We start from the raw sequence: 19,770 nt of genomic DNA on the forward strand, positions 1-19,770 counted from the left end.
TAAATATTGTACAATATATAACAGCATGACGGAGGGAAGACAATGAATAAGACCGCACTTTTCACATCTGCCGCTCTGGCGACCTTGCTCTTCTGGGCGGGGACAGCGGCCGCCGACTGCGCCGGCAGCACTTTCGCAAGCCCAGCACCAAAGGACGTGTCCGGCACCGTCAAGGTCGTGATGGAGGACGTGACCGACACCGATTTCGTGAAGGCCATGATCCCCGACTTCAACAAGCTCTATCCCAATGTGAAGATCGAGATCGAAGGCGCTGCCTATGACGTGATCCGCGACATGCAGATTGCCTCGTTGCAGCGCGGCACCGGCACGCAGAATCTGATGCAGGTCGACACCTCCTGGGTCTCCGAATATGACGAGGCCGGATTCCTCGAGGATCTGCGCCCGGCGATCGCTTGCCTGGGCGACGACTATAAATATGACGACTTCGCCGCGTCCTTCCGCAAGATCGGCCAGGTGGGCGAGAAAGTTCTGGGTGTGCCGTTCTACAGCTATCCGACCGGCTTCGTTTATCGCACGGATCTGTGGGACAAGGCGCCGGAGACCCTCGATGAGCTCGTCGCCTCGGCCATCGCCAAGAAGACCGACAAGCGGGCGGGCATCGCGCTCCAGCAGAAGCAGGGCTTCGTGATCATGGAAGAGTGGAACGCCTTCCTGCTTTCGTCGGGCGGCCAGCTGCGCAAAGAGGACGGCACCTGGACGATCGACACGCCCGAAGCCCGCAAGGCGCTCGAAGCCTATATGAAAGTCAGCAGGGAAGCGGCGCCCGCGGCGAGCCTCAATTGGGGTTTCGACGAGACGATCCGCGCCGCCAAGAGCGACCAGGCTTCCGCGCTCACGACCTATGGCTGGGTCGTTCCGATCGTCAATGGCAAGGACTCGCAAGTGCCGGGCAAGTTCGCTCTCGCACCCTTCCCAGGCGGGCGCGGCACCGGCGGCACCTGGTCCTGGAGCATCCCGAAGAACGGCGAGAACAAGGAAGCAGCCTGGGCCTGGATCTCCTGGATCACGGCGCCGGCGCAAGAGAAGGTCCGGGTCATTTCGGGCGGTGCGCCGACCCGCGACAGCGCCATGATGGATCCCGATGTCTGGGCCAAGGGCGTTTCCGAAGACTATTATAAGACCTATAGCAAGGTCGCGGCCGCGGCCGTGCCGCTCTGCCTCGGCACCGGCTGCGCCGAAGCGATCGAAGCGGTGGGCGTCGAGATCAATGCCGCGGTCGCCAGCATCAAGTCGGTGGACGAGGCGCTGGCCGCCGCCCAATCCGCGGCGGAAAAGGCAACACGCTAGAGCGACATGACGACCGGCACGCTATCGCCAGATGTCCCGACGGCCGATCCGCCACGGATCGGCCGTCTCGAAAGGCTGGCCGGCAAGCTGCCCTTCCGCTGGTGGATGGCGCTGCCGCTGGTGCTGCTGCTCGGCATCTTCGTTCTCTATCCGCTCGGCTTTTCCTTCTATCTCTCGCTCACCAATTACAAGCTCACCAGCCGCAATCTCAGCTTTTTCGGCTTCGAGCAATATAACCGCGTCCTCACCGACGGCGATTTCACCGACTCGCTCAAGATCACACTGACCTTCGTCGTCGCCGCCGTCGTGATCGAGCTCGTCCTCGGCCTTGCTCTGGCGCTGGCCCTGCAGCGCCAGCGCATCGCCCGCAATGTGACGCGCGCCTTGCTGTTCACGCCGATGTTCATAGCACCCGTCGCGGTCGGCCTCGTCTTCCGCTTCCTGCTCAACCAGCAATTGGGTCTCATTCCCAACGCCATCGCGAAGCTCGGCATCCATATCGACTTCTTCTCGCCCAACTATGCGCTTGCGTCGATGGTCCTGATCGATGTCTGGCAGTGGACGCCGTTCATGGTGCTGCTCTTCCTCTCGGCCCTGGAGAGCTTGCCGAAAGCGCCCTTCGAGGCGGCACGCGTCGATGGCGCCTCGGCCTGGCTGACCTTCAGGACCCTGACCTTGCCAATGCTCATGCCGGTCATCGGCATCGCCACCGTCATCCGCGTCCTCGAGGCATCGAAGCTCTTCGAATATGTCTTCGTGATCACCAATGGCGGCCCCGGCGGGTCGACGGAAAGCCTGCAATTCATCATGTACCAGACCGGCGTGCGCTTCTTCCGGCTGGCGGAAGCCTCGGCCATGGCCTTCGTCTTCCTGGCGGTGCTGGCGCTGCCCATCATCTGGATGCTGCGCCAGGTGAGAAAGGCGGAAGGATGAACGACGCGGCCCCCGGCACAAGGCTGACGCCCGCCGCCGAAGCGGGCCGGCTGCTGCTGATCGCCATGGCGGTCACCGCGGTCCTGGTGCCGCTGCTGTGGATCGCCTTCGCCGCCTTCCGCACCCCGGCCGATCTCACCAATCCGGGAAGCTTCGCCATCGACCCGACGCTCGACAATATGCGCGATATCGCCGAGGGCGGGATACCCGGTGCGGCGCTGCGCAGCATCATCGTCGGCTTCGCCGTCACCATCATCGGCGTCTTCGTAGGGGCGCTCGCCGGCTATTCCATCGCCCGCTTCCGCACCGGCGGCATTCCCTTGCGCTTCGCCATCCTCTTCCCCACCATCATCCCGCCGACCGTTCTCGCTTTCCCGCTCTTGGCGCTGGCGCTGCAGTTCAATCTCTCGGACAGCCTCATCGCCGTCATCGCGGCGCATCTCACCATTGTCGTGCCGATGATCACCTGGTTCATGACCGGCTTCTTCGCCAGCGTGCCGCGCGAGGTGGAGGAGCAGGCGGCGATCGACGGCTATGGGCCTTTCGCCGCCTTCTGGCGCGTCGTCGTCCCCAATGTGCTGCCGGGTCTCGGCGCCTCCGCCCTCCTCGCCTTCATGATGTCGTGGAACGAATTGTTCTATGCGTTGGTGCTGGCGCCCGGCTCGTCGCAGACGCTCCCCGTCGCCATCTCGGGCTTCAACACCTTCCAGGGCGTGAAGCTCGGGCCGATGAGCGCGGCACTGTTGCTCACGGTGGCCCCGGTGATGGTGCTTTCCTTCGTCATTCAGAAACGGCTCGTCCGCGGCCTCGGCGGCAGCGGGGTCAAGGGCTAGTCATGGCATCGATCAGATTCGAGAATGTGGTCAAGCACTATGGCGCCTATCAGGCGATCCGCAATGTGAGCTTCGCCATCCCCGATGGTGAGTTCGTCGTCATCGTCGGGCCCTCGGGATCGGGCAAGACCACCATGCTGCGTGCCATTGGCGGCCTCGAGCGGGTGAATTCCGGACGCATCTTCATCGGCGATCGCGATGTCACCGACCTGGCGCCGAAGCACCGCGACATTGCTTTCGTGTTCCAGAACTACGCGCTCTATGCGCATCTGACCGTGCGCAACAATATCGGCTTTCCGCTCAAGGCGCGCGGCATGGCCAAGAACGAAATCGCCAAGCGCGTCGAGGGCGTGGCCGAGCGCACCGGCCTCAAGGCCTTGCTCGACCGCAAGCCCTCGGCTTTGAGCGGCGGGCAGCAGCAGCGCGTCGCGATCGCTCGCGCCCTGGTCAGGAAGCCCAAGGTCTTCCTGTTCGACGAGCCTCTGTCCAATCTCGATGCCCAGCTTCGCCTCGATATGCGCCGCGAGGTCCTCGAATTGCAGCAATCCCTCGGTGTCACTTCGGTCTGGGTGACCCATGACCAGGAAGAGGCGATGGCGATGGGCGACCGCATCCTGGTCGTCAATCACGGCATCGTCGAGCAGAATGCGGCGCCGGAAGCGCTCTATTCCGATCCGGTCAATGCCTATGTCGCCCGCACCATCGGCAGCCCGACCATCAACATGCTGCGCGGCAAGCTGAACGGGCAAGGCCTCGATGTCGAGGGCGTGCGCTTTCCCCTGCCCGGCGGCGCGCTCCAGGGCGACATCATGATCGGCGTTCGCCCCGAGGACATCCACCCCGTGAAGGCCGCGGCTGACCACCCCAATGCGACGCCGCCCTTCGAGGCCAAGGTCCAGCTCATCGAGCTTCTGGGGGCACGTGCGATCATGACGCTGCTCGTCGGCAATCATCGCCTGACCGCGGTGTTCAACCGCCGCGATCTCGCCGACATCCGCGAGTTCGACACCATTCGCGTGAGCGCGGCCCGTGAACGGGCCTTCGCGGCGGAGATCGAAGAGAGACTCTCCTTCTGTCGCCCAAATCCCCAGGTCAGCGCGCCTTGTTACCGAAAATGTGAGCTTTCGAAGTGAACCCTTTGCTTCCTCCAAGCGCCTCATCAACGGAAGATATAGTTCACAAAGGACATTTTCTTCGGCCACTATCGCATCAAATACACGTCGGTAAGCGCTTTCACGATCTGTGTTTAGTTGTTTCATTCGAGCTTCCGCGCTTTCGCAATCGCTAAGCTGAGCAGATAACTCTTGATGCGCCGCGGTTTCGTCCGCAATTCGGCGCGAAATAGCCGAATAACGATTGGACGTATCAGTATCAAGATTGATCAATCGCTTTAGTCGGTTTATCTCCGCTTGTAACAGAGCCAATGAGGTGTCAGAGAGATCCGTATCTGCATCTAGTATCGGTTCGTCGTCGCTGCTTCGGTCGGCAATTTCATCATCTCGCCAAGAAGCGGAATTTTCGCGCACTACCTTGAGCTTTTGATCAATTGTGGCGTCTACTTGGCCTGTATACTTGAGCAGGAAGGCATTCCACTCATTCTCGCTTAATCCGCTTGCTGCAAATGCTTGTCTGGCAACACGCAATGCTTCAAGCACTGTCATTATAGACTTGTTTAAGTTGCTCGAAGGACACCTTGAATTGTTCCGCCCCTCGTACAAGAGCTCCACCATCCGACACTCCCTTCGCAACAGCCTTGCCTAACCTTATCAAATCATCTTCACGGCAACTAAAAGTATCATCGTATGCCTTAAAGGTTAGCTGAGCTAGAATGCGAGAAATCTCATCCAGGTGTTTGGGATCTTCTGGGCTAACCAACAGGTGCAGATTAGCCCAACGAACTCTAACGGTACCAATCGCGAGGCGTACTTCGATATTTGGAAAGATCAGGTCACATTTCTCCAACCGACCTTGCTCTTTCGCCTTAATCATCCGTAGATATGAATCGGCACGGTAGTAATCAGTTACACCGATCGCGCGTATGGGGGGCGACGCTTCCTCGAGTGTATTCAAATATTCTTCCCAAGGATCGTCTCCTTTGAACTGATCGTTCAAGATGGTGCCTGGCGCATGTATGTGCGGTTCCCAACGATGCCATCGAGAACCGGCGTTCTGTTTCTGACCGTCGCTCATGAGCCTGCTTTATTCGAGTCCAACAGTAGGCTTTGTGTTTCGTTTCCCATCCATCATGCACATCTCTGACGCGACGACAAGGCTTGTGCTGGGCAGCGTCAGAAGCTCCAAAGTAACTTACTCCACCGCCAAGGAGTGAGAGGTGTTTCGACCATAGAACGCGTGTTGTTTGGTCCATCTCTGACGCCTCAAGCGGAAGTCCTGGTCATTACTTCCGCCAGGAACGCGCGGAAGAATTCCCGCTCGCTCGTGACATCGAGCTTGCTGTAGACATTCGAGCGGTGGTTGCGCACCGAGCCCGGGGTGAGGTCGAGCCTGCGGGCGATCTGCTCGCTCGACAGGCCGAGGAGCGCCAGCCGCGCCACGTCGATCTCGCGCCTGGTCAGGGCATGCCGTTTACTGAAGCGGTCGAAGGCCGCGGCATAGCCCTCGTCCGTCTCGGCCGTCGAGGCTTTCTGCGCCATCACCAGGGAGCCCCGCGGCGCCAGCGGAAAATCATCGGCGAGCCCATGCCAGTCGAGCCGCCAGTCGCGGTCGAGCATGCGCTGGCCCTCGGACATGCCCAAGATGTCGGCGACGAAGGTGTCCGGCATCAGCCGGCTGATATCCTGGCCGAGCCAGGCCTCATTGGCATGGACGGTTCGCCCCGTCCGGTCGATCACCGCGAGCGGCATCCGGCAATCGCCGAAGATCGAGGGCACGGCACTCGGGCCGCTGCGCAGGATGCAGAACTCGATATGCTGGCGCACCAGCTCGCTGACCACGGGCAGAAGCTTCTCGGCCGCCGCCAGGTCGTCCTTCGTATATTCGCCGCTGCGCCGCTCGAGGCAGAAGGCGACGCAGACCGGCGCCGGCGCCGGGGCGAGCAGCGCCAGCTCGTCGCGGATGATGGCGCGCCGGAATATGGCTTCGAGATAATACTCGACCGTCTCGGGATCGGTGGAGAGCTCCTTGACGATGGCGCAGCAGGGCGCCTGGCGCTCGCGCCACAGTCTCATCAGCGGATCGAAACGGTAGGCGCCGCCGAGATAGAGGTCGAGCACGTCCTTCGGGAGCACGCTGTTGACGATCATCTCCGGCGCGCCCTGCAGCGGATAGCGCACCACGATGAATTGCTGGCTCTTGATCCGTTGGGCGAGCCATTGCCCGACCGCCTCGTAGAAATTCGGCTGGCCGATGGCGGCGACGGCCTTGGCAAGGAGCGCCTCTTCCGTGGCGGGCGGCAGCGTCAACGGGAGCCGTTCCCATCATGACAGCTGTCACGATTGCATGCCTCTGGCTTTCTTCCCATGCTCCTTCGTCCTTTGCAGGCCAAGCATATACAACACAGGGAGTCCTGAAGTGAACAGCGCCAAGATCATCGACGAAACCATGTGGAGCGGGCTTATCCATGCCGGCATTGCCGGCACCCTCTTCCGGCTTCCCTATGTTCCCGCCGACCGCAAGGCGATCGCCCAAGCGAAGCTCGATGTCGCCTTCCTGGGCTTCCCCTTCGACTCCACCTCCATCAGCCGCACCGGCGCCAACTACGGGCCGCGCGGCATCCGCGAGCATTCGAGCCTGTTCCTGACCTATAACGCGACCTCCGACATCGACCTGGCGCAGAGGCTCGCCATGGCCGATTGCGGCGACGTGCCGGTGGTTCCGGGCGACGTCACGGCGACCATGGACAAGGCGCAAGCCATGGCCGGCGAGATCCTGCAAGGCGGCGCCAGGCCCTTCATTCTGGGCGGTGATCATTCGGTGACGATCGGCGGCGTCCGGGCATTCGCCAAGCACCGCAAACGCCCGGGCCTCATCCTGTTCGACACGCATTTCGACACCGCCGACAATGTCGGCGGGCTGAAGGACAGCCATTGCTGCCCGATCACCCGCGCCATCGATGCCGGCTTCGATCCCAAGCACACGGTGCTGATCGGCATCGGCGGCTGGCTCAATCCGCGCTCCGAGATGGACTATGCGAAGAAGCAGGGCATGACCATCCTCTCGCTCGACGATGTCATGCGCGAGGGCGCAACCGCCATCGGCAAGAAGGCGGCTGCCGTCGCCGGCGGCGGCTCGGGCGATGTCTATCTCACCATCGACATCGACGTGCTCGACTTCACGGTGGCGCCCGGCACGTGCGTGCCCACGCCCGGCGGCATGCTGCTGCGCGAGCTGTTCGCGGCCTTGCATGAGTTCCGCGGCCTCAAGATCGGCGCCGTCGATCTGGTCGAGGTGGCGCCCTCGCTCGATGTGACGAAGACGACGCAGATCGCCGCCTGCCGCATCATCCTGGAAACCCTTTCGATCCTGCAATAACCCGCCGCTTAGAGGAAAATAATGTCCATTGCTGAAGAGGCCGGCCGCACGGCCGGCTCCAAGGAGCTGTTGCGCGATTTCACCGCCTGGTCGACCTTCTCGCTGGCCTTCGCCTTCATCTCGCCGATCGTGGCGCTCTATTCGATCTTCTCCGTCGGCCTGACGACGGTGGGCCCGGGCTTCTGGTGGGGTTTCCCCATCACGCTTGCCGGCCAGATGCTGGTGGCGCTCTCCTTCGCCATGCTGGTCTCGCGCCTGCCGCTCGAAGGCAGCGTCTATCAATGGTCGCGCCACATCATGGGACCGACCTATGGCTGGTTCGCCGGCTGGGCCTATATCTGGACCTTGCCGATCGCCATTGCCGCCGTCGCTTTGGGCGGCGCCGGCTTCCTCGCGCAATTCCTGGGGCTCGATGCGGGCTCCAGATCGACGACCGTCATCCTGGCGCTGTCGCTGATCGCCTTCGTGACGCTTGCCAACACCTTCGGCCGCAAGCTCCTCAAATTCATCATCGGACTGTGCATCGCGGCCGAAGTGGTGGGCTCGATCGGTCTCGGCATCGTCCTTCTGGGCCTGTTCCGGGTGAACGATCTTTCGGTGCTGAGCGAAGGGCTGTTCGACGCCAATACCGGAAGCTTCCTCTTGCCGCCGCTGCTGTTCGGCGTCGCCATCGCCGGCTGGGCCTTTGTCGGCTTCGAGAGCGCGGGCTCGATCGCCGAGGAGGTCAAGGAGCCTGAGCGCGCTGTTCCCAAGGCGATGATCTATTCCCTGCTCTTCGTCTCAGCCATCGTCGCCTTCTCGGCGCTGGCTTTCATCCTGGCCATACCCGATCTCGCCGCCGTGCGCTCGGGCTCGGTCCTCGATCCGGTCGCGGCGACGATCGAGCATCACCTGGGCGCCGTCGGGCTTCATCTCATGACCGCGGTCTTCGTCGTCGGCTTCATCGCCTGCATGGTGGGCCTGCAGGCTTCCGTGTCGCGGGTGATCTGGGCGCTGGCGCGCGAGGGCGAATTGCCCATGGCGGGCGCCTTGAGCAGGCTTGCGGGCGAAGACCGTCTGCCGGTCAATGCCATCTTCGCCTCGGCCCTGATGTCGGTGATCTTCTTCGGCCTCAGCTTCACCAACATCTATGTGATCCTGCTCACCTTCACCACGGCGGGCTTCTATATCTCCTTCCTCTTCCCCGCCCTTGCCGCCGCCTATGAGCGGCTGACGGAAGGCGCGAAGCCCTCCGCCTTCCATCTCGGCGCCCTGTCGGGGATCGTGATCGTCGCAGCCGCCCTCTGGCTCATCTTCCAGACGGCCAATATCTCATGGCCGCGCAATCCGGCCTTGCCCTGGTATGAGAACTGGGCCGTGCCGCTGGTCGTCGCGGTGCTGGCGATATTGGGCTTTATCGTCAGAGCCTTCCTGGCGAAGCGCTGAGCTCGTTACAATGTCAGCGTTTCGCCATCCGCCGGGATGAGGAGCTGCTGCGCCGAAATCTTCTTCGCCTCGGCGGCGCGGCGCAGTTCGGCGCGGGTGACCGTTGCATGATCGAGCGCTTCCATATGGACGGCGATCACGCGGGCATCCTTCGCCAGTCCGCACGTGGCCGCCGTCTGCTCGGCATCCATGACGATAAGATCGCCGTCCCATTTGGCGCCACAGGAATGGGTGACGACGATGTCGGGCGAAGTCTCGGCGATGGTCTTGACGACCGGGTGATAGAGGACCGTGTCCCCCGTCCAATAGATGCTGGGCTCGTCTTGCGCTCTGAGCGTGAAGCCCATCACCGGCCCCATCTTCTCGACTACCGGCCCCAGGCCGTGGCTGCCTTCGCGGCGAGTGAAGACCAGGCCGTTCCAGTCGAGGACATCGAGCAAGGGCCTGACATCGGTGAAGCCCGCTTTGAGGATCGTCGTCTCATCGCCCGGCCGGCAGATGAGCGGCAGGTCCTTCGGCACCCTTTCCTTGGCCACGCCGTCGAAATGATCGGTGTGGAGATGCGACACCACCACGAGCTCGACACCCTTCAATATGTCCTCGATGCTGGCCGGCAATTCGGTCATCGGGTTGGGCGACCGGCCGGTGAAGGACGGCAGGCTGTGCCTGGGCGCCAAATAGGGGTCGATAAGAACCGTCCTCCCGGCATAGTCGAGCTCGAGGGTGGCATTGCGAAAGAGCTGCAGCTTCATCCTGGTCTCCGGTTTCAGGGGAGCGACCATAGCCGAGGGCTTCAGAAAGATCATTGCTCCGGTCATCTTAATTGGTCAGGCCAATTGACTTGCCTTCGGAGACCGGCGTAAGACAGCCGCAAATTTCCGAGGAGCCGTCATGCAGCAGGGAGCGCAAGCGCCGGTCATCATCGTCACCGGTGCCGGCCAGGGCGTGGGCAAGGCCACTGCCGAGGCAATCGTGCGAGCGGGCGGCCATGTCCTGGCCGTCATCAGGTCTGCGGCGACAGCCACGGCCCTCGCCCAAACGCTGGGCGATGCGGCCCTCGTCCTGACGCGCGATGTGACGATGCCCGATGCCGCCGAAACCGCGATGAAGGCGGGCCTCGACCGCTGGGGCCATATCGACGGCCTCGTCAACAATGCCGGGACGATCGAGCCGATCGGCGCTCTCGCCGAGACCGATGCGGCGCAATGGGAGCACGCCATCGCCACGAATCTGATCGCACCGTCGCGCTTCATCCGCGCTTTCATCGCGCAGGGCGAGCGCCAGGCGACACGGCGCATCGTCAATCTGTCGACAGGTGCGGCGCATCAGGCCCTGGAAGGCTGGAGCGCTTATTGCGCCGGCAAGGCTGCGCTCGCGATGCTGACGCGCGCGATCGCGCTCGACCATGCCAAGGACCATATCCGCGTTTTCGGCCTGCTGCCGGGCCTCGTCGACACCGGCATGCAGGAGACCATTCGCGCCTCGGGCATCAATGAAGTGAGCCGCATCCCGCGCAGCAGCCTGCGGCCGGCCGAAGAGCCGGCGCGCGCCGTCCAATATCTGCTCTCGGGTGCGGCGGATGATCTTGCGGGCGGTGAGATCGATATCCGCAACGCGGACTTCAGATCGCGTGCGGGGCTGCCCGCTCTGTAGCGGCTATCACTTTCGCGCGAGATAATCGTGCAGCACATAGCCCGGCACGAGGGTGAAATCGGCGCGCCACCAGAAGCCTTCCAGCATTTCCTTGACCGGCAGCCGGTAGACCGGCGCCTGCACATTGGGCCTGAGCTCCACCGTGCACGAGCCCGACCAGCATTCATGCACCTCGAGCGCGCCGAGGCGGCGCGCGGTGAGCTGGCGGATCGCCGGCGAGCCGTCGATGTGGTTGATGGCTTTCAGGTTGATATTGAGAGCGAAGTCGAAATATCCGGTAAGGCGCTTGATGTCGGAGCGCCGCTGCTTGTAGGCCATGGTGCCGGTCAGGACATCGATGCCGTTGCGCTCGATCGTGCCGACCCAGGCATCGCCGCGCGCCTCGAGATGGGGCCGCCCGAGCTTCTTCGGCTGGCCGTGCACTTCGCGGCCATGCACCACGCCGCCGTCGGATGAGAGGAAGAGATAGGGCGAATAGCCGCCCACGGCGTCCGCCGCCTGAAAGCGGCAGCCCACCATGATGTTGCTCTCGAAATAGGGCCCCAGCCATTCAGTGTCGTTCATCTTGTAGATATGAGCGAGAACGACGTCGGATTGCGGCTCGAGCGGCGGCGGGAGGATGCGCGCGATGGAATCGAGATCGGTGCGCCAGGCCAGGGTCATCACCTCGGCATTGCGGAAGGTGAAGGGAAAGGCCGGCACGGTGGGCGCATCGAACGGCGTCGAGAATCCGTCGCTCAGGATCTCCTCCACTGTGAGGCGGCTTGCCGCCTGGACTTTCCATTCGGCCATCAGTCTTGCGCCTTCTTCGTCATCGCCGCCTTGGTCGTCTCATGGACGCTCTCCATATGGCGCACCATGGCGGCCGCGGTGAGATCCGGATCCTTCGCCTCGAGGGCCTTGATGATCTGCTCGTGGTCGCGCACCGAGCGGGCCAGCACGCCCGGCGTCTCCCAGGCGATCTTGCGATATTCGAAACCGAGGACGTAGAGCGATTCCGAGATGCGCTCGAGGAAGGGATTGTCGAGGGCGGCCCCCAGCGTGCGATGGAATTCCATGTCGGAGACGCGAAAGGCGACCGCATTGCCGGTGAGGCCCTGCTGGATCTCGACCATCTTGCGCAGCCGCACGATGGTCGCGACGGTGATCTTCTGCGCCAGGAGCCGGCCGATCGCGCCTTCGACCACGACGCGCGATTCATGCAGCGCTTCGAAATTGTCCTCGGTCAGCGTGATCAGCATCTGCAAGGGCGCCAGGATCTCGGCCGCCTTGAGCGAGGTGACGAACAGGCCGCCGCCCTGGCGCGCCCGGAGCACGCCGAGGATCTGCAAGCCCCTGACCGCTTCGCGCACCGAGGGCCGCGACACCTGCAAGGTGGCGGCAAGCTCGCGCTCGGTCGGCAATTGCTGGCCCGGGCGCACGCTGCCGGTGCGAATGAGGTCGAGCAGGTTGCGCGCCACCTGCTCGGCGACGGACACGCGCTCGATCGGCGCCATCTCGTCGAGCGACGGCCGCCCGGGTCTGTCGTCAATCACGCTTGTCGAGCCCCGTCATGTCGCAACCTCCCCTCGGCCAGTGATATACCAGTTGCATCCTTCCCTCCACTGTCATGCCTTGCCGACCTCCCTCGGCGGAAAGAACGGCACGCCGAAATCGGCTTCGAAGCCGCCATCAACATGGAGCACATGGCCGGTGATGTAGGACGCCTCATCCGAGCACAGGAAGAAGATGGCCTTGGCGATCTCTTGCGGATCGGCGAGACGGCGCGCCGGCGTGCGATCGAGGATCGGCTTGGTGTCGAGGCGTCCCTCGGCGATGACGGTCCGCACCAGATCGGTCTCGACATAGCCGGGCGCCACCGCATTGACCCTGACCCCGCGCGCCGCCCATTCGACCGCCGCCGTCTGGGTCAGCGACACGATGGCGGCCTTGGAGGCAGCATAGGGGGCCCGGCCGGCGGCGCCGCGTGTGGCGGCGACCGAGGCCAGGTTGACGACGGCTCCCGATCCCTGCGCCAGCATGATGCGCGCCGCCGCCTTGAGGCAGTGGAACGAGCCGTTGAGATTGATGTCGAGCACCTTCGACCAGTTCTCGAAGGTCAGGTCTTCGAGCGGTGAATGACGCTGGATGCCAGCATTGTTGACGAGCGCATCGAGCCTGCCCCAATGCGTGAGACTCTCGGCGAAGGTTTTCTCGACGGAGGCACTGTCGGTGACATCGAGCTTGAGCGCCAGCATCCGCTCGGCATGAGGAGCGGCGCGCTTCTCGGCTTCCGCGATATCGACATCGCCGATGGTGACGTTCCAGCCGCGGCCGGCGAATGTTTCGGCACTCGCCCAGCCGATGCCGCGCGCCGCGCCGGTGATCAGGACTGTCTTGTTCTCTTGGCTCATTTCATCTGCCCTTCTGGACGGCATGACGATAGGCATATTTGCCAAGCGCCGCGGTGTCGAGCTTCAGTCCCGTGCCCGGCGCTGCCGGTGGCTCGATATAGCCATCCTTGATGTCGGCGAAAGCGGACGCCGCGATCACCAGATGCGAGCAATCGAAAGGCCGGTCGGCGGGGAATATCTCGATGTGATCTGAAATGTCATTGGCGAGGATGCAGTGGCGATGCACTTCCGGATTGACATGATAGGAAGCCCGCAAGCCCCGCGCTTTGGCCTGCGCGGCAAGGCCGAGCGCCGCATCGATGCCGCCAATGGTCGTGGCATCGATACGCACCACATCGATCGCCGCCTGATCCATGAGCGCCTGGAGGTCGAGGGCGCGGGTGCATTCATCGCCGACGCCGATCGGCACGGGCGACTGGCGGGTGAGATAGCCGATCTCGGTGATGCGCGTCCGCGGCATCGGATCCTCGATCCAGGCGATGCCGAGATCGCGCCAGCTTTCGGCGGCCTCGAGGCCTTGCCGCGCCGTCCGCCACGACCAGGCGACGTCGCAGGCGAATTCGGCATCGGGAGCTTGCGCTTTCACTTTCGCAAGGATGCGCCGGACCGGTTCGGCTGCGCCATAGTGAGCGGCTTCGAGCTTGAAGAAGCGATAGCCTTCCTTGGCGCGTGCGATCAGGCGATGGGCAATGTCGTCCTCGCTCTCGCCCGCGATCTCATAGCCCTCGACCAGCGCCACACGCAGCCTGCGCGGACGGCCGCCGAGGAGCTGCCATAGCGGGACGCCGCGCGCCTGCGCCTTCAGATCCCATAGGCAGATGTCGATGAGCGATCGGGCTCGGCCGATGACTCCGTCCTGGTCGGTGGCGAGGCTCATGATGTCGAGCTCGGCGAGGCGCTCGCTCTGCTGAAGCGCGTCTTTGGCGATGAGGCGGGGCGCCAGGAGATCCGATATCGCCACATCGACGGGCGAGCGCCGCGTATGGCCGAGGCAATCGGCGACGAGGCCGCCCTTGGTCACCATGCGCACAGCCGCATATTGGCGCGCCGTCACGGTGAAGCTGCCGAAGCTCAAGGCCGAAGGCAGCGGCAGGTCGAGCGCCCAGGTCTCGATACTTTCGATGATGGTGTCTTCTGCCATGCACTCCCTCGGGGCGAAGCCTCCGCCATGCCGGACGGAGGCACTCTCAATAAACTTCTTGCGATGCGGGTGAGAACCTGCTGAATTGGTCAGGCCAATATACTAAGCTTACCAAGATAATCGCAAGCCCAAAACCATATGCGACGTCGCGTGAGCGCCGCAGGCACCAGAGCATGCTTGACCACTATGTATCATGTATACATAATACGCAAATGAGCCTTGCCATCGTCTCCCAGAATCTCGATCCCATCCGCACGCCAAGCCTGCCGCAGATGGTGGCCGACAAGATCGTCGAGGCGATCGGCGACCGGCGGATCCTTTCAGGTCAGCGGATTTTCGAGCTCGAGCTTGCCGAGCAGCTCGCCATCAGCCGCGTTCCGGTGCGCGAGGCGCTGCGCGTGCTGCAGAGCCAGGGCCTGCTGCGCTCGCTGCCGCGCCGCGGCGTTCATGTGATCGATCTCGACCAGCGCTGGGCGATGGAGATCTATGACACGCGCACCGCTCTCGAGACGGTGGCCGCCCAGCGCGCGGCGCAGAACATCCGCCGCGCCCCGCAAGCCGCAGCCGGTCTCGATAGCGCGCTTGCCGCCATCGGGACCGCGGCACGCCGGCAGGACCGCGCCGAGATCAATCGCGCCGATCTTGCTTTCCACACTGAGCTCTATGCTCTTTCCGACTCGCCGCTGCTGCAGACCTTATGGGCCGCCATGACGCGCCATGTGCTGATCATGTTCGGCCTCACCACCTATCAGCGCATTGATTTCGACATCCTCATCGAAGAGCACCGCAGATTGCGCCGCGTGCTGGAGGAGGGCTCGCCCGGCGATATCGGCGTCGAAGTCGCGACTCATATCATCCTCCCGCACGGATCGCGCGAGTTGGCGGCCGAAAGCTGGAACGGGCAGTCACCTAGTGCTGCGCGCGAATCCCTTCCCATCTCATGAATCAAGGAAATTCCTGAACCCCGCCAAGACTCATCGATTTTCCGGTGTCCTTCCGAATCCGAAGTTCGCTCGGAAGGCACCCCCCGAGATGATGCGAACTTCGAATCCGGGACGCGAGCGCGCCCCGCAAATGTGAAGAGGAGAGAAACGCAACATGAAAAGGATGTCTTTTGCCCGCGGCGGGGTTTTGACCGCTGCCCTGCTGCTCTGCCTGAGCGGCGGCATGGTCCAGGCGCAGGAATTCAAGCACGAGGCCTCACCCTCGATCGAGGCTTGCGGCGATGCGTCCTATGACAAGGCGAAGAGCGAAGGCCTGACCGTGGGCATTTCGCCCTCCCCGCCTTTCACCTCGCTCAATCCCGACAGCCAGAAGGCGGAAGGTCTCGAGGTCGAGATCAACGAAGCGGCCTATAAATGGGCCGGCATCGACAAGCTCAAATATGAGGTCATGCCTTTCGGCCAGCTCATTCCCGCTCTGCTCGCCAAGCGCATCGACGTGGTGACGGCGCTCCACATCACGCCCGACCGCAAGAAGGTGATCTCCTTCGGCGGCCCCGCCTACTGGTATGGCCCCGCCATCATGGTGAAGAAGGGCAATCCCGACGGGATCAAGTCCTATGACGATCTCAAGGGCAAACAGATTGGCGCCATTGCCGGCTCCGCGGCCGATGAATATCTGCGCAAGGTCGGCGCCGAGGTCGTCCCCTTCCAGACCGATGCCGAGCAGTTCAGCGCCGTCGCCACCGGCCGGGTGAGCGCCATCGTCGATGACGACACCAAGATCAATCTCTTCCTCGCCGCCAACAAGGAGTCGCCGCTCGAGCTGTTGCAGGGCGTGAAAGTGCCGGACGAGCTCATCTTCCAATATGGCTATGGCTATGTGCGCGCCGGCCTGCGCAAGGAGGATTGCTCGCTGCGCGCCGCCTTGAGCCAGGGCCTCGCCGAAGTCCGCGGCAATGGCGAAGTGTCGGCGATCTTGAAGAAATACGGCTTCTCCGACGCCAATCTGTTCTTCTTCCCGCTGAACAACAAATAGCGATGTAACGGCATGGCCGCTGAGCGGGTGACGAACATCACCCGCTCAGCTTTCTGCATCTAGAGAGGAGAGGCCCATGGATCTCTTGAATTTCGAGGTCATCGCCGACTACTGGCATGTGTTCCTGCGCGGCCTCGGTCTCACCATCTTCCTCACCGTCGTCACGATGATCCTGGCGACGCTGCTCGCCATTCCGCTCGCCATGGCGCGCCTCTCGATGAGCCGCCTCTTCCGCTGGCCGGCCAATGTCTTTGTCGAATTCATGCGGGCGACGCCGCTGATCCTGCAATTGATCTATATTTATTACGTGCTGCCGAGCGCCGGCATCAAGCTCAACCCGATCGTCGCCGCCATTACCGGACTGACCCTTCATTACTCCGCCTATCTGAGTGAGGTGTTTCGCGGCGGCATCCAGTCCATCCATAAGGGCCAGCAGGAAGCGGCGTTGAGCCTCGGCCTGTCGCGCTGGCTTGCCTTCCGCAAGGTGGTGCTGCCGCAGGCGACGCGCGCCGTGCTGCCGACGCTCGCCAATTATCTGATCTCGCTGTTCAAGGACACGTCCCTTGCCTCCGTCGTGACGGTGCAGGAGCTGATGTTCTCAGGGCAGATCATCTCGGCGCGGAATTTTCAGTATTTCACCGTCTATACGGTGACGGCGCTGCTCTATTTCGCCGTCTGCTATCCGTCCGGCCTCGCGGTCAGGGTGCTCGAGGAGCATATCCGCAAGGGCATGCGCGCCCGCGACGACAGGAAGATGCAGGCCGCCGCCATGGCGAATTGAGGCTGACCGCCCGGTCAGGACCGATCGATCACCGGGATGACGAGATGCGAGGGATGCGCCGCATCGTGGAAGATCGTCTGCTTCGCCTTGAGCGAGGGCCCGGGACTGCCGCCGCGATTGCGGTTGCGCTCGAATTTCGGGAAATCGGCCGAGGAGATGTCGAGCCTCAGGCGATGACCCGCGGCGAAGCGGTTGGCCGTCGCCCACATGTCGATCTCGAAACGATAGATCCGGCCGGGCTCGATGAGCTCGCTCTCATCGCCGGCGAGCGGACGGTAGCGCGTCCTGAGCATCCCGTTCTGCAGCTGGATGGCGCGGCCATCCGGGAACACATCGCTCAGGCGGCCATAGAAATCCGTCTCGACCGCCGATGAGCTCGCATGGAGAATGAGTCTCAGCGGTCCGACGACATCGAGGGCCTCCGTCAATATCTCGGTCGTATAGGTGAGCACATCGGGGCGCGCTTGCGCGGATGAGACATCGACGCTGCCGGCGCGATAGACCGCCGAGAGGATGCTGCCGCCCAGCGTCGGGGTCGGATCGTCGGGGTCGTAGATATAAGTGTCGGGCGACGCGCTCGCCGGCGGTGGATCGGCGGCGAGCTTTCCCTTCTCGGCGAGATAGAGCCGCTTCTCCCGAGCCTCCGGCGGCGGCCAGGCGGCACAGCTCAGCCATTCATTGGCGCCCATCAGATAATAGGTGACCGCCGGCAGTTCCTGATGGCGGCCATCGCGTACAGCGCCATGCCAATGGAGCAGCAGTTCGAGATTGTCGGCGGATCGGTAGGTCCGCCGGAGTGCCGCATGCTTTTCCTCACCCTCGTGATAGCCCGTGACATTGTGAGCGCCGGGTGTGACGAGGAGCCGGCTTTGCCGCGCCCGCCCGCCGCCCTGGCGGATGATTTGCGCAAAACTTTCGAGCGTGTCGCCGAGGCACCAGTCATACCATCCCGTCACCAGAAGGGCCGGCGCCTGGATGGCGCCGCAGAGATCCGGGACGCTTGCCCGCGGCAGCATCAGCGCGTCCGGATCAATGTCCGCACCAAAGAGCGGGTTGAGCTTGGTCGTGGTGACGAAGGTGATCGTCTCCTCGCCGAGCGCGCTCTTGAGAAAATCGACACGGCCGGCCGGATCGAGACCGTTATAATGTTTCCAGAGCCAGTCGCGCCGTTCCGGCGGCGCCAGAATCTCGAGCTGCGGAAAAAGGGCTCTGACCGTTTCGGGCAGCGCCGCGTGCAAGGGATCGTTGAAATAGCCCGTCGCCCAGGTCTCCTCCTTCATCTGCTCCTCGAGCAGCGCGCGGTCGATCTTGACCTTGTCCTTGCCCTTGCCGACGGTGCGCGAATAGGCGTTGAGGAACATATGGAAGCGCACGCCGTGGCTGAGCGCGATCCCAAGCCCGGCGACCTCCGGCATGATCGCCGTCATTTTGGGGTTCGTGGCCATGCCGAATTGCGTGCCGCCGTCATAGGAGCCGCCCATCGCGCCGATGAAACCGTCGCACCAGGCTTGCGCCGCGACCCAGTCGACGAAATCGTAAGAGTCTTCCCTCTCGTGGATATAGAAGTCCCAGCTGTCGGGCTCGCTGTCGCCGGTGCCGCGCACATCCTGGCAGATGACGACATGGCCGCGCCGGGCGAGCGCCATCGAGATCTCCGCATAGCGCGCCCGACCATAGGGACTGCGCACCGCGATGACGGGCGCCGGCAGCTTGGGCGGCAGGTGCAGATGGGCGGCAAGGCGGCAACCGTCGCGCATGGCGACGAAGACGGTCTTGAGGACGATCGCCTCTTCCGGAAACAGCGCCGGCGTCGAGGCGTCGCCGGCGAGGGCGGCGCGGAATTTGTCCATGGGCTTCAGGCGCCCCAGATGCGCTTGAAGACGCCAAGAAAATTCTCGCCCAGCACGCCGGTGATCTCGTCTTTCGAAAATCCACGCGCTTTGAGCGCCGAGGCGACATTGCCTGCTTCGGCGTGGCTCGCGATGCCGATCGGGAAGTCCCAGGGCGGCATCGGGATATAGCGCTCGTCATAGCCGAAATAGACATAGTCGTCGGCATCCTCATCGGCGAAATCAAAGCCGATGCCGACATGCTGGACGCCGACCAGATCGGCGATATGGGCGATGTGATCGATGAGCATGTCGAGCGTCGCCGGCTTGTCGCGTGCCAGGAAGAAGGGTGCCGCGCACACGCCGATGGCGCCGCCCGAGGCCGCGACCGCGCGGATGAGATCGTCCGAGATGTTGCGCGGCGTATCGAGAAGGGCCCTAGCATTGGCGTGGGTCACGACGAGCGGACGTGTCGCGGCCTCGGTCGCCTCGAGGGCGGTGCGGGCTCCCGCATGCGAGAGATCGACCGCCATGGCGAGGTCTTCCATGCGCCTGATGACCTTGCGGCCGAATTTGCTCAGGCCCGCATCGGTCGGCTCGAAGCAGCCGTCGCCCAGCCGGTTGCGCGAATTATAGGTGAGCTGCATGACCCTGAGGCCCGCAGCGTGGAAGACATTGAGGAAGTCGAGCTCGTCCTCGATCGGATCGGCGCCCTGGAAATGCAGCACGATCGCCGTCTCGCCCGCTCGCTTAGCGGCGCGGATATCGGCCACCGACCTGGCGATCCTGATCTTCTCACTGCTGGACCTATCGATCTCGAGCCAGCGCGCGACGATCTCCATCGTGGTGCGGAAATCTTCGATGGCGCCCGCCGAGGTGAGCACCGCGTCGATGCCGCCGGCGACGACGCCCGGCAGATATTTGCCGAGATCGCGGGGCTGCAGCATGGGCGCGGTCGCGTCGAGATAGATGGTCGGCTGGACAGGCTGGTCGGCGCTCATGG

Annotated in this window: 19 protein-coding genes; 10 read left to right on the forward strand and 9 right to left on the reverse strand. The window is 63.3% G+C overall.

All coding sequences use genetic code 11. The features are described from left to right. The first annotated feature begins 42 nt into the window (after window positions 1-42). The 4 genes from DS839_RS14550 to DS839_RS14565 are packed head-to-tail and all read left to right on the forward strand — an operon-like array spanning window position 43 to window position 4,207. Window positions 43-1,308: an ABC transporter substrate-binding protein gene (locus DS839_RS14550; RefSeq protein WP_119271071.1), complete on the forward strand. Its 1,266-nt coding sequence runs from the start codon at window positions 43-45 to the stop codon at window positions 1,306-1,308. A gap of 6 nt (window positions 1,309-1,314) precedes the next feature. Further along, window positions 1,315-2,241: a carbohydrate ABC transporter permease gene (locus DS839_RS14555; RefSeq protein WP_368911653.1), complete on the forward strand. Its 927-nt coding sequence runs from the start codon at window positions 1,315-1,317 to the stop codon at window positions 2,239-2,241. After that, window positions 2,238-3,074 carry a carbohydrate ABC transporter permease gene (locus tag DS839_RS14560; RefSeq protein ID WP_119271072.1) on the forward strand — a complete coding sequence of 279 codons (837 nt, stop codon included), beginning with the start codon at window positions 2,238-2,240 and terminating at the stop codon, window positions 3,072-3,074. Before DS839_RS14555 ends, DS839_RS14560 begins: the two co-directional genes overlap by 4 nt. 2 nt (window positions 3,075-3,076) lie before the next feature. Then, window positions 3,077-4,207, forward strand: coding sequence for an ABC transporter ATP-binding protein (locus tag DS839_RS14565; RefSeq protein WP_119271073.1), 1,131 nt, complete (start codon window positions 3,077-3,079; stop codon window positions 4,205-4,207). 514 nt (window positions 4,208-4,721) lie between these two features. On the opposite strand, the gene DS839_RS14570 is transcribed toward DS839_RS14565, so the two are convergent. Then, the gene (locus DS839_RS14570; RefSeq protein ID WP_162918530.1) at window positions 4,722-5,264 is read right to left on the reverse strand and encodes a hypothetical protein; all 543 of its coding nucleotides are present in this window, start codon (window positions 5,262-5,264) and stop codon (window positions 4,722-4,724) included. A gap of 188 nt (window positions 5,265-5,452) precedes the next feature. Then, entirely contained in the window at window positions 5,453-6,496 is a 1,044-nt protein-coding gene (locus DS839_RS14575; RefSeq protein WP_162918531.1) for a helix-turn-helix domain-containing protein, read from the reverse strand. Between the two features lie 109 nt (window positions 6,497-6,605). On the opposite strand from DS839_RS14575, the gene speB reads away from it, so the two are divergent. Both speB and DS839_RS14585 read left to right on the forward strand, forming a co-directional pair. Next, window positions 6,606-7,565, forward strand: a complete 960-nt coding sequence (gene speB / locus DS839_RS14580; RefSeq protein ID WP_162918532.1) for an agmatinase — start codon at window positions 6,606-6,608, stop codon at window positions 7,563-7,565. A 21-nt stretch (window positions 7,566-7,586) separates the two neighbouring features. After that, a complete protein-coding gene (locus DS839_RS14585; RefSeq protein WP_119271077.1) occupies window positions 7,587-8,990 on the forward strand; it encodes an APC family permease in 1,404 nt (467 codons plus the stop codon). Window positions 8,991-8,995: 5 nt separating this feature from the next. Here DS839_RS14585 and DS839_RS14590 read toward each other — a convergent pair whose 3' ends face one another. Further along, window positions 8,996-9,742, reverse strand: coding sequence for an MBL fold metallo-hydrolase (locus tag DS839_RS14590; RefSeq protein WP_119271244.1), 747 nt, complete (start codon window positions 9,740-9,742; stop codon window positions 8,996-8,998). 139 nt (window positions 9,743-9,881) lie between these two features. Between DS839_RS14590 and DS839_RS14595 the strand changes: the two genes are divergently transcribed. Next, window positions 9,882-10,643 (forward strand): SDR family NAD(P)-dependent oxidoreductase, encoded by a 762-nt coding sequence (locus tag DS839_RS14595; protein ID WP_119271078.1) that lies wholly within the window; start codon window positions 9,882-9,884, stop codon window positions 10,641-10,643. A gap of 6 nt (window positions 10,644-10,649) precedes the next feature. Here the strand turns inward: DS839_RS14595 and DS839_RS14600 are convergent, their stop codons facing one another. The 4 genes from DS839_RS14600 to DS839_RS14615 all read right to left on the reverse strand — a co-directional run bounded on the left by DS839_RS14600 (window position 10,650) and on the right by DS839_RS14615 (window position 14,177). Continuing rightward, on the reverse strand, window positions 10,650-11,435 hold the full coding sequence (locus tag DS839_RS14600; RefSeq protein ID WP_119271079.1) for an acetoacetate decarboxylase family protein: 786 nt from the start codon (window positions 11,433-11,435) through the stop codon (window positions 10,650-10,652). After that, a complete protein-coding gene (locus DS839_RS14605; protein ID WP_119271080.1) occupies window positions 11,435-12,178 on the reverse strand; it encodes a FadR/GntR family transcriptional regulator in 744 nt (247 codons plus the stop codon). The genes DS839_RS14600 and DS839_RS14605 overlap by 1 nt, the downstream gene beginning before the upstream one ends. Before the next feature lie 72 nt (window positions 12,179-12,250). After that, window positions 12,251-13,036, reverse strand: coding sequence for an SDR family NAD(P)-dependent oxidoreductase (locus DS839_RS14610; protein ID WP_162918533.1), 786 nt, complete (start codon window positions 13,034-13,036; stop codon window positions 12,251-12,253). A 1-nt stretch (window position 13,037) separates the two neighbouring features. Then, window positions 13,038-14,177: a mandelate racemase/muconate lactonizing enzyme family protein gene (locus DS839_RS14615; protein ID WP_119271082.1), complete on the reverse strand. Its 1,140-nt coding sequence runs from the start codon at window positions 14,175-14,177 to the stop codon at window positions 13,038-13,040. Window positions 14,178-14,389: 212 nt separating this feature from the next. Here DS839_RS14615 and DS839_RS14620 point away from each other — a divergent pair, with 212 nt between their 5' ends. The 3 genes from DS839_RS14620 to DS839_RS14630 all read left to right on the forward strand — a co-directional run bounded on the left by DS839_RS14620 (window position 14,390) and on the right by DS839_RS14630 (window position 16,938). Beyond that, window positions 14,390-15,121, forward strand: a complete 732-nt coding sequence (locus tag DS839_RS14620; RefSeq protein WP_162918534.1) for a GntR family transcriptional regulator — start codon at window positions 14,390-14,392, stop codon at window positions 15,119-15,121. Between the two features lie 154 nt (window positions 15,122-15,275). Continuing rightward, a complete protein-coding gene (locus DS839_RS14625) occupies window positions 15,276-16,157 on the forward strand; it encodes a transporter substrate-binding domain-containing protein (protein ID WP_368911658.1) in 882 nt (293 codons plus the stop codon). A 76-nt stretch (window positions 16,158-16,233) separates the two neighbouring features. Continuing rightward, on the forward strand, window positions 16,234-16,938 hold the full coding sequence (locus DS839_RS14630; RefSeq protein ID WP_119271084.1) for an amino acid ABC transporter permease: 705 nt from the start codon (window positions 16,234-16,236) through the stop codon (window positions 16,936-16,938). A gap of 14 nt (window positions 16,939-16,952) precedes the next feature. Here the strand turns inward: DS839_RS14630 and DS839_RS14635 are convergent, their stop codons facing one another. Together DS839_RS14635 and DS839_RS14640 are read right to left on the reverse strand one after the other, a co-directional pair. After that, the gene (locus DS839_RS14635; protein ID WP_119271085.1) at window positions 16,953-18,788 is read right to left on the reverse strand and encodes a CocE/NonD family hydrolase; all 1,836 of its coding nucleotides are present in this window, start codon (window positions 18,786-18,788) and stop codon (window positions 16,953-16,955) included. Between the two features lie 5 nt (window positions 18,789-18,793). Continuing rightward, window positions 18,794-19,768: a dipeptidase gene (locus DS839_RS14640; protein ID WP_162918535.1), complete on the reverse strand. Its 975-nt coding sequence runs from the start codon at window positions 19,766-19,768 to the stop codon at window positions 18,794-18,796. Between the last annotated feature and the right edge of the window lie 2 nt (window positions 19,769-19,770).

It is taken from the genome of Taklimakanibacter deserti, assembly GCA_003574785.1.

Coding starts and splice junctions, on each gene's coding strand:
- DS839_RS14550 (WP_119271071.1), top strand. CDS start 43: ATGAATAAGACCGCACTTTTCACATCTGCCGCTCTGGCGACCTTGCTC.
- DS839_RS14555 (WP_368911653.1), top strand. CDS start 1,315: ATGACGACCGGCACGCTATCGCCAGATGTCCCGACGGCCGATCCGCCA.
- DS839_RS14560 (WP_119271072.1), top strand. CDS start 2,238: ATGAACGACGCGGCCCCCGGCACAAGGCTGACGCCCGCCGCCGAAGCG.
- DS839_RS14565 (WP_119271073.1), top strand. CDS start 3,077: ATGGCATCGATCAGATTCGAGAATGTGGTCAAGCACTATGGCGCCTAT.
- DS839_RS14570 (WP_162918530.1), bottom strand. CDS start 5,264: ATGAGCGACGGTCAGAAACAGAACGCCGGTTCTCGATGGCATCGTTGG.
- DS839_RS14585 (WP_119271077.1), top strand. CDS start 7,587: ATGTCCATTGCTGAAGAGGCCGGCCGCACGGCCGGCTCCAAGGAGCTG.
- DS839_RS14590 (WP_119271244.1), bottom strand. CDS start 9,742: ATGAAGCTGCAGCTCTTTCGCAATGCCACCCTCGAGCTCGACTATGCC.
- DS839_RS14595 (WP_119271078.1), top strand. CDS start 9,882: ATGCAGCAGGGAGCGCAAGCGCCGGTCATCATCGTCACCGGTGCCGGC.
- DS839_RS14600 (WP_119271079.1), bottom strand. CDS start 11,435: ATGGCCGAATGGAAAGTCCAGGCGGCAAGCCGCCTCACAGTGGAGGAG.
- DS839_RS14610 (WP_162918533.1), bottom strand. CDS start 13,036: ATGAGCCAAGAGAACAAGACAGTCCTGATCACCGGCGCGGCGCGCGGC.
- DS839_RS14615 (WP_119271082.1), bottom strand. CDS start 14,177: ATGGCAGAAGACACCATCATCGAAAGTATCGAGACCTGGGCGCTCGAC.
- DS839_RS14620 (WP_162918534.1), top strand. CDS start 14,390: ATGAGCCTTGCCATCGTCTCCCAGAATCTCGATCCCATCCGCACGCCA.
- DS839_RS14625 (WP_368911658.1), top strand. CDS start 15,276: ATGAAAAGGATGTCTTTTGCCCGCGGCGGGGTTTTGACCGCTGCCCTG.
- DS839_RS14630 (WP_119271084.1), top strand. CDS start 16,234: ATGGATCTCTTGAATTTCGAGGTCATCGCCGACTACTGGCATGTGTTC.
- DS839_RS14635 (WP_119271085.1), bottom strand. CDS start 18,788: ATGGACAAATTCCGCGCCGCCCTCGCCGGCGACGCCTCGACGCCGGCG.
- DS839_RS14640 (WP_162918535.1), bottom strand. CDS start 19,768: ATGAGCGCCGACCAGCCTGTCCAGCCGACCATCTATCTCGACGCGACC.